This window comes from Vibrio sp. 10N.222.52.B12 (assembly GCF_002875385.1).
Classification (GTDB): Bacteria; Pseudomonadota; Gammaproteobacteria; order Enterobacterales; family Vibrionaceae; genus Vibrio; species Vibrio jasicida.
The window spans coordinates 20,884-27,796 of the sequence record NZ_MDAW01000011.1; the positions used below are offsets into that span (position 1 = coordinate 20,884).

Here is a 6,913-nt window from a genome sequence, read left to right on the forward strand (position 1 = left end):
AACATTTGACAAAAGTGCAGCGAAAGCTGCACTTTTTGTCTATATAATCAAATATAAACTTATAGGCATAGCAAATCTCACTGTTATGCTGACCATGATTAGGAGACGGCATGCCTCGTTTTATTCAAATTCTACAAATAGTTCTTGCTGTTGTGATCGGTAGCTTTGTTGGCTACGACTTGATTCTTCACGGCATCAGTATCTTCGATGAAAAATACGTCACCATCACTTGTGTGTTGTGGCTGATTCTAGAAGTCTGCCTATTCGTTATCTACAAGTTGATAGAAGACGATTAGATTGCCCTAGCGCAGATAGAATCACTAAGCCTCTGATACTCTCAGAGGCTTTTGTGTTTTTGATGTAGGTAAATTTTGTCGTGAATACTTTGTTCATCTTTGATTAAGGTTGATAAAATTACACTGCGTAGCAAGAATTGATGAGATAAATAAAAAGTATGAAAAGAATAACGCAAGAAGTGAATGACTTTATCAGCCGAGGAATGGATTCTAACGTGCGAATCGCAGTGACTGGCTTGTCTCGTGCGGGTAAAACCGCCTTTATTACTTCTCTGGTTAATCAATTACTGCATACAGCAACACACGACAACTTGCCGCTGCTGACAGCGGCGCGTGATAAGCGCTTGATTGGTGCGAAGCGTGAGCCTCAAGCCAATATGATGGTACCGCGTTTTGCTTACGATGATGCGATGAACCAAATTCACGCAACGCCGCCTCAATGGCCAGTACCGACTCGTGACGTCAGTGAGATTCGTCTGGCTCTAAAATACAAGCCAAATAAAACCACCAAAAAACTGCTGAGTAAAACGGCGGTACTGAACGTTGACATCATCGACTATCCGGGCGAGTGGTTATTGGACTTACCACTACTTGATATGGATTTTGCGACATGGTCGCAGACGCAATTTGAAGCGTTAAAAGGGCAACGTAGCGAGCTTGCTCAAGCTTGGCTAGAAGAGTTAGACCAAGTCGACCTCAATGCGGACGTCAATGAGAAAAAGCTAGAGAGAGTCTCACAGGCTTACACCGATTATTTGCATGCGTGTAAAGCGTCTGGCTTGCACTGGGTTCAGCCGGGACGATTTGTTTTGCCTGGGGAGCTTGCAGGCGCACCTGTTCTGCAATTTTTCCCCTGTCAATTAGAGGCCGAAGGAAAAACGGTAAAAGGCAGCAATTTAGCGATGCTAGAAGCGCGTTTTCACGAATATCAACAAAAGGTCGTGAAAGCATTCTATAAACACCACTTTGCGACATTTGATCGCCAAATTGTGCTGGTGGATTGCCTGCAACCATTAAATGCGGGTGATGAAGCTTTTTATGATATGCGCCAAGCACTTGAGCAGATCATGCACAGTTTTCGTTATGGTCGGAGTAGCTTCTTACGCCGCTTGTTCTCGCCAAAAATCGATAAAGTACTGTTCGCTGCGACGAAGGCTGACCATGTGACGCCAGATCAGCATCCTCAACTTGTCTCTTTGCTGCAACAAATGGTGCATCCTGCATGGCAGACCGCAGCGTACGAGAACATAGAAATGAGCTGTATGAGTATCGCGTCGATTCAAGCGACGACTTCAGGTTTCATTGCTTCGGGAGATAAGACCGTGCCAGCTTTGCAAGGTACAACGCTTGATGGGGAGGCGATAACGATGTTCCCTGGGGAAGTACCAAAGAAACTTCCGAATGCTGTTTATTGGCAAAACAGTGGCTTTGATTTTACGTCTTTCCGACCTATGTCATCAGAAACCGACGAGCCGATGAAGCATATTCGTCTAGACAAAGCACTTGAATACCTACTGGGAGACAAATTGAAATGAGCGAGCTAAAACAAAAACAAGTCTTCTCTGAAAAGGTCATGCACGGTGAAGAAGAGGATGTCTCGCCAGAGTTTACGGCGCAAAAGACATTCTCGGAAAACGAGACTTTCGTTGCTGTTGAAATAGAAGAGCAACCGGAAGACACCGAGCAAGAATTACAGCTTGAACATGTGATTCGTCCAAAACCTGGGCGTAAATGGCTTACAACAGGGTTATTTGCCACCTTTGCTGGTCTGGTCGGGTGGCAGGCGGTGGATTCGATTGTCACGGCTGTGCAAACTGCAGATTGGCTTGCATTGGGCTGGGCTGGCTTTATCTCCACTATTGCCTCTTTTGGTTTAGGAGCGTTAGGCAAAGAACTATGGAAGCTACGCAAACTTCGCAACCACTTTAGCGTGCAGGAAGAAAGTGAGGCACTTATCGACAGTCAAAGTGTTGGCAAAGGCAAAGTATTTTGTGAAAAAGTGGCTGAGCAAAGTGGTGTACTTGCTGAAAATCCGGGTTTTGATCGTTGGAAGAATAGCGTGAACCCAGCACACAGCGATGCCGAAATCCTTGAAATGTACGACTCAATGGTTGTCAGTCAGCAAGATAAACTCGCGACCAAAATTGTTTCACAGCACGCGACAGAGTCAGCCGCGTTAGTTGCCGTTAGTCCACTAGCTGCGGCTGACATGCTGTTAGTGGCGTGGCGTAATTTCAAAATGATCGATAATCTCTCGAAAGTCTATGGCGTTGAACTTGGGTACGCATCTCGAATCAAGCTACTTCGTGCGGTTTTTGTGAATATGGCGGCGGCTGGTGCAAGTGAACTGGCGATCGATGCGAGCATGGATTTGATGTCGATGGATCTCGCAGGAAAGGTGTCTGCTCGAGCAGGGCAAGGCTTGGGAGTGGGTATTCTCACCGCACGCTTAGGTTTGAAATCCATGTCATTGCTTCGCCCACTGCCTTGGTACCCTGAGAGACAGGTGAAACTCGGCGCTATTCGTAAAGAAGTGGTGGCGAAAGTTGCATCAATCACGATGAAACCGTAATCAATATCACCTTTGACGGTGAGGATTGCTTGACGCCATTCCAAGCTTGGTAGAAACTACTGTCAACTTTTCCTGACAGTTGTGAATTGGGATATTTTAAGTGCGTCTTGAAGTCTTTTGTGAAGATAGACTCGGTTTAACCCGAGAATTGCTCGATATTTTAGCGTCTAAAAGCATCGACTTACGTGGTATCGAAATTGATATCAGTGGCATCATCTACCTGAACTGCCCAGATATCGATTTTGATACTTTCAGTGAGTTGATGGCCGAAATCCGCCGTATTCCGGGGGTTAAAGACGTACGTAAAATCCAATTTATGCCAATGGAGCGCCACAATACGGAGCTGCTTTCATTGGTGGATAACTTACCTGATCCGGTCTTTGCCATCGATCTGAAAGGCGCGGTAGACATGGCAAACATGTCTGCACTTTCTCTGCTCGGGCAACATAAGCAAGATGTGATTGGCACACAAATTGGTATGCTACTGCCAAGTGTGCGCTTTAATCGTTGGACAGAAGGAGTGAATGCCCGTACCAGAGAAAGTCTTGTCATCGATGGTTTGGATTATATCCTTGAGTTGATGCCGGTTTATATCAAAGATGAAGCTCAAAACTCCACGCTCGCCAGTACACTAATGACCATTCGTTCAAGCCAGCATGGCGTGCAAATCGAAGAGACATTGCCGTTACAAAACCAATTGGGTTTCGAGCATTTTGTCGGTTTATCCAATCGCCACAAAGCATTGATCAATCAAGCAAAGAAACTTTCTGTGCTTGACCAACCGTTGTTAATTGAAGGTGAGACTGGTACTGGTAAGGAAATGCTAGCAAAAGCGTGCCATAGCCGCTCTGGTCGTGCGAACAAACCATTCCTAGTACTTAGCTGTGCTTCTATGCCTGATGATGTAGCAGAGACGGAACTGTTTGGTCATGCCCCAGGTTCATTCAATCATGAACTTGGCCACAAAGGCATATTCGAACAAGCAAACGGTGGTACGGTGTTCCTCGATGAAATCGGTGAAATGAGTTCGCATCTGCAAATTAAACTGTTGCGCTTCTTACAAGACGGTAATTTCCGTCGTGTTGGTGCTGAAGATGAAATGCATGTCGATGTTCGTATTATCGCATCAACAAAACATAACCTTGCCGAGTTAGCCGAGGCAGGGCAGTTCCGCGAAGATTTATACTATCGTCTCAATGTACTCACCTTGAATATTCCTCCTCTGCGCAAGCGTTCAAACGACGTCGCTCCGTTGCTGGATTTATTCGTCACGAAACACGCGCAACAATTGGGCATTGATAAGCCAGAATTTGATGATGAATTGGTTGATGCGTTAGCGAACTATCAATGGCCTGGTAATATGCGTCAGCTTGATAACATGGTGCTTCGAGCGTTGACGGAAATGGAGGGTAGCTTGTTGAAAGCGGATAACTTCAATCTACCGCAACCTCAAGCAATGGGCGGTGGCTCAGCAACGTTGAACTTAGATGGTTCGTTGGACGAAATTATGCGAGATTACGAATCGCAAATCTTAGAGCGTTTGTATCAGTCTTTCCCTTCAAGCCGTAAGCTTGCGAAGCGATTGAATGTTTCGCATACCTCGATTGCGAACAAACTGCGTGATTATGGTATTCGAAAAGCCTAAGGCGATCGCAAAATTGTGGCTTCAGCAAAAGCTGGAGTACCAGCAAGAACTTATCTGGAATCAAATGGAAGTTGTCAATAACAATGGAAGATAAAAGCTCCTCAATCGCCGTTCACAAGTTGGACGGCGACTTGCTTCTACGCACTGCAGATATTGGTGATGCCGATATGATCGCAGCGTATTTTCAAGCGAACAGAGAATATTTAAAACCCTATGAACCTAAACGCGAGGAAGCTTTCTATTCGGTTAATGGCTGGCTGCAAAAGCTGATCAAGTTGAAAGAGCTTCACCGTATGGGCTTGGGCTACTATTGTCTGCTTGTTCATGTCGATTCTGGTAAAATGCTCGGAACACTTTCTTTCAGCAACCTGACTCGCTTTCCTTTTCATGCATGTAACGTGGGTTACTCGCTCGCAGAAGAGGCTCAAGGAAACGGCTATATGCGCCGCGCGTTGAAAATGGCATGCGATTATATGTTTGATGTGCAAAAAATGCATCGCATTCAAGCGGGTTACATGCCGCACAACACACGCAGCGAAGCGGTGCTACAGCATGTTGGCTTTGAGAAAGAAGGCTATGCAAAGGAATATTTGTTGATCAATGGTGAGTGGCAAGATCACGTGCTGATGTCCTTGACCAACCCGAATTGGAAGGCAGAGGCTTGATAAATGGAAAGACTGGAAAAGCAATTAGCGTTATTGATTGAACTCGATCAACTGAAAAGCGTGCTGCGTAGAACCCGTGTTAAAAGTGCTGAGGGTCGCTTAGAAAATAGTGGTGAACATAGTTGGCATGTTGCTTTAATGGCTGTGTTGATGCAAGAGCACGCGAATGCACCTGTCGATATTGGTCGAGTGATGAAAATGCTGCTTATCCATGATGTGGTAGAGATCGACGCGGGCGACACCTTTGTTTATGATGTTGCAGCCTCGAAAGAGCAAGAAGAAAAAGAATTGAAAGCCGCAGAGCGGTTGTTTGGCATGCTGCCAAGTGACCAAAGTAGCGAATTACTTGCTTTGTGGAATGAGTTTGAAGCCGCACAAACTGACGATGCCAAATATGCTAAAGCGCTGGATCGCCTTATTCCTATGCTACTGAACTATCATAATGATGGTCAAAGCTGGATAGAAAATGGGGTAACGCGAGAACAAGCGTTAACCGTTAACAAAAGAATTGAACTTGGCTCTGTCACGTTATGGGACAAAGCCAAAGAACTGATTGAAGGTGCCACCGAGAAAGGTTGGCTGAAGTCGTAAAAAAGGAGACTGAATGTCTTATTTGCCTTTGGACGAATACCAAAGAAAATGGATTTTTACTCACCAGTCGATGCCTGTGCCAGAAGAAGACCTCGCTTTTATCAAGCCGATGAGTCAGGCACGTGCAGCGCAGTTTTGGAAAGAGAACGTCAGTGCACAAAGTCCTGATATGGACCGCTTGAGCTCGTCTGATTGGCTAATGAAAGAGCAGAACTGGTCACAAGAGGTTGATTGGATGGCTGCATGGGAAGACGACGAACAAGGGCTTCCTGAAGAAGTGATTACTTTTATTGATTGGCAAGACGACGTCACGGTTTATTTTTGCTACGAGAAGTACAACGTGATTGAAACCAAATGGTCGATTTTTAAAAAGTACTGGAAGAACTTTTTGTTCTACGATGATGGTCCAATGTTACTTGGACGGCGTCGTTCTGAAGCGCTGTGGTTTGACTCGAAAGGTAATGTCAAACTGGGTGAGCGCAGCTAAACACAAATCTAATTATGAAGCCACCAGTACGGTGGCTTTCGTTTTTCTATAAGTTTGATAACGGACTCAACACTCCACCTGCACCGCGCTCAATGACGTGTGTGTAGATCTGGGTTGTTTTCACATCTGTGTGTCCGAGTTGTTCTTGAACCGTTCGAATATCAGCGCCTGACTCTAACAAATGAGTCGCAAAACTATGGCGTAAAGTATGGCAAGTAACGGTCTTCTCGATACTTGCATCTTTGGCTGAACGCTTTACTGCTCGTTGGATAGCACTTTCATTGATGTGATGACGCCTTAATTCCCCAGTATCTTTGTCTGGGCTTAATTTTGTTGATGGAAATAGAAAGTGCCAGTTGAAATCTAGCTCCGCATCAGGGTACTTTCTTCTCAGCCCATCTGAAATATACACACCAGCATAGCCCGCAACATGACGATCTTTTTGATAGTAGTCGCGAGCTAAGTTCATTTGTGCTTTTAAGGGGGCGTGGAGCTCCTTTGCGAGTGTGACGGTTCGGTTTTTGCCCCCTTTCCCTTGCCAAACACGAATTGCTCCGTAGTCGTAATCGATATCCTGTATTCTTAGCCGCAGACATTCCATGACTCTTAGACCTGACCCATAGAGTAACTGTATATGTAACCTGAGATCGGTTTAAG

The 6,913-nt window shown here is 45.4% G+C and carries 7 protein-coding genes and 1 pseudogene; 7 read left to right on the top strand and 1 reads right to left on the bottom strand.

Annotated features, from left to right (window positions below; translation table 11 throughout):
• Window positions 1–110 precede the first annotated feature (110 nt).
• The 7 genes from BCT11_RS00785 (at window position 111) to BCT11_RS00815 (ending at window position 6,256) form a co-directional block, all read left to right on the top strand.
• Complete coding sequence (locus BCT11_RS00785; RefSeq protein ID WP_009706856.1) at window positions 111–296, top strand: hypothetical protein; 186 nt, start codon at window positions 111–113, stop codon at window positions 294–296.
• Between the two features lie 158 nt (window positions 297–454).
• On the top strand, window positions 455–1,831 hold the full coding sequence (locus BCT11_RS00790) for a YcjX family protein (RefSeq protein WP_102386855.1): 1,377 nt from the start codon (window positions 455–457) through the stop codon (window positions 1,829–1,831).
• Window positions 1,828–2,868: a TIGR01620 family protein gene (locus BCT11_RS00795; protein WP_102386856.1), complete on the top strand. Its 1,041-nt coding sequence runs from the start codon at window positions 1,828–1,830 to the stop codon at window positions 2,866–2,868. The genes BCT11_RS00790 and BCT11_RS00795 overlap by 4 nt, the downstream gene beginning before the upstream one ends.
• Before the next feature lie 100 nt (window positions 2,869–2,968).
• Window positions 2,969–4,513, top strand: a complete 1,545-nt coding sequence (gene tyrR / locus BCT11_RS00800; RefSeq protein ID WP_038866464.1) for a transcriptional regulator TyrR — start codon at window positions 2,969–2,971, stop codon at window positions 4,511–4,513.
• A gap of 83 nt (window positions 4,514–4,596) precedes the next feature.
• Window positions 4,597–5,178, top strand: a complete 582-nt coding sequence (gene rimJ / locus BCT11_RS00805; RefSeq protein ID WP_102386857.1) for a ribosomal protein S5-alanine N-acetyltransferase — start codon at window positions 4,597–4,599, stop codon at window positions 5,176–5,178.
• A gap of 3 nt (window positions 5,179–5,181) precedes the next feature.
• Window positions 5,182–5,769, top strand: coding sequence for an HD domain-containing protein (locus BCT11_RS00810; protein WP_038866468.1), 588 nt, complete (start codon window positions 5,182–5,184; stop codon window positions 5,767–5,769).
• A gap of 13 nt (window positions 5,770–5,782) precedes the next feature.
• The gene (locus tag BCT11_RS00815; protein ID WP_102386858.1) at window positions 5,783–6,256 is read left to right on the top strand and encodes a DUF2947 domain-containing protein; all 474 of its coding nucleotides are present in this window, start codon (window positions 5,783–5,785) and stop codon (window positions 6,254–6,256) included.
• A 46-nt stretch (window positions 6,257–6,302) separates the two neighbouring features.
• Here the strand turns inward: BCT11_RS00815 and BCT11_RS00820 are convergent.
• Window positions 6,303–6,899 (bottom strand): annotated as a pseudogene (locus tag BCT11_RS00820) (integron integrase); the annotation flags it as partial.
• Window positions 6,900–6,913: the final 14 nt, after the last annotated feature.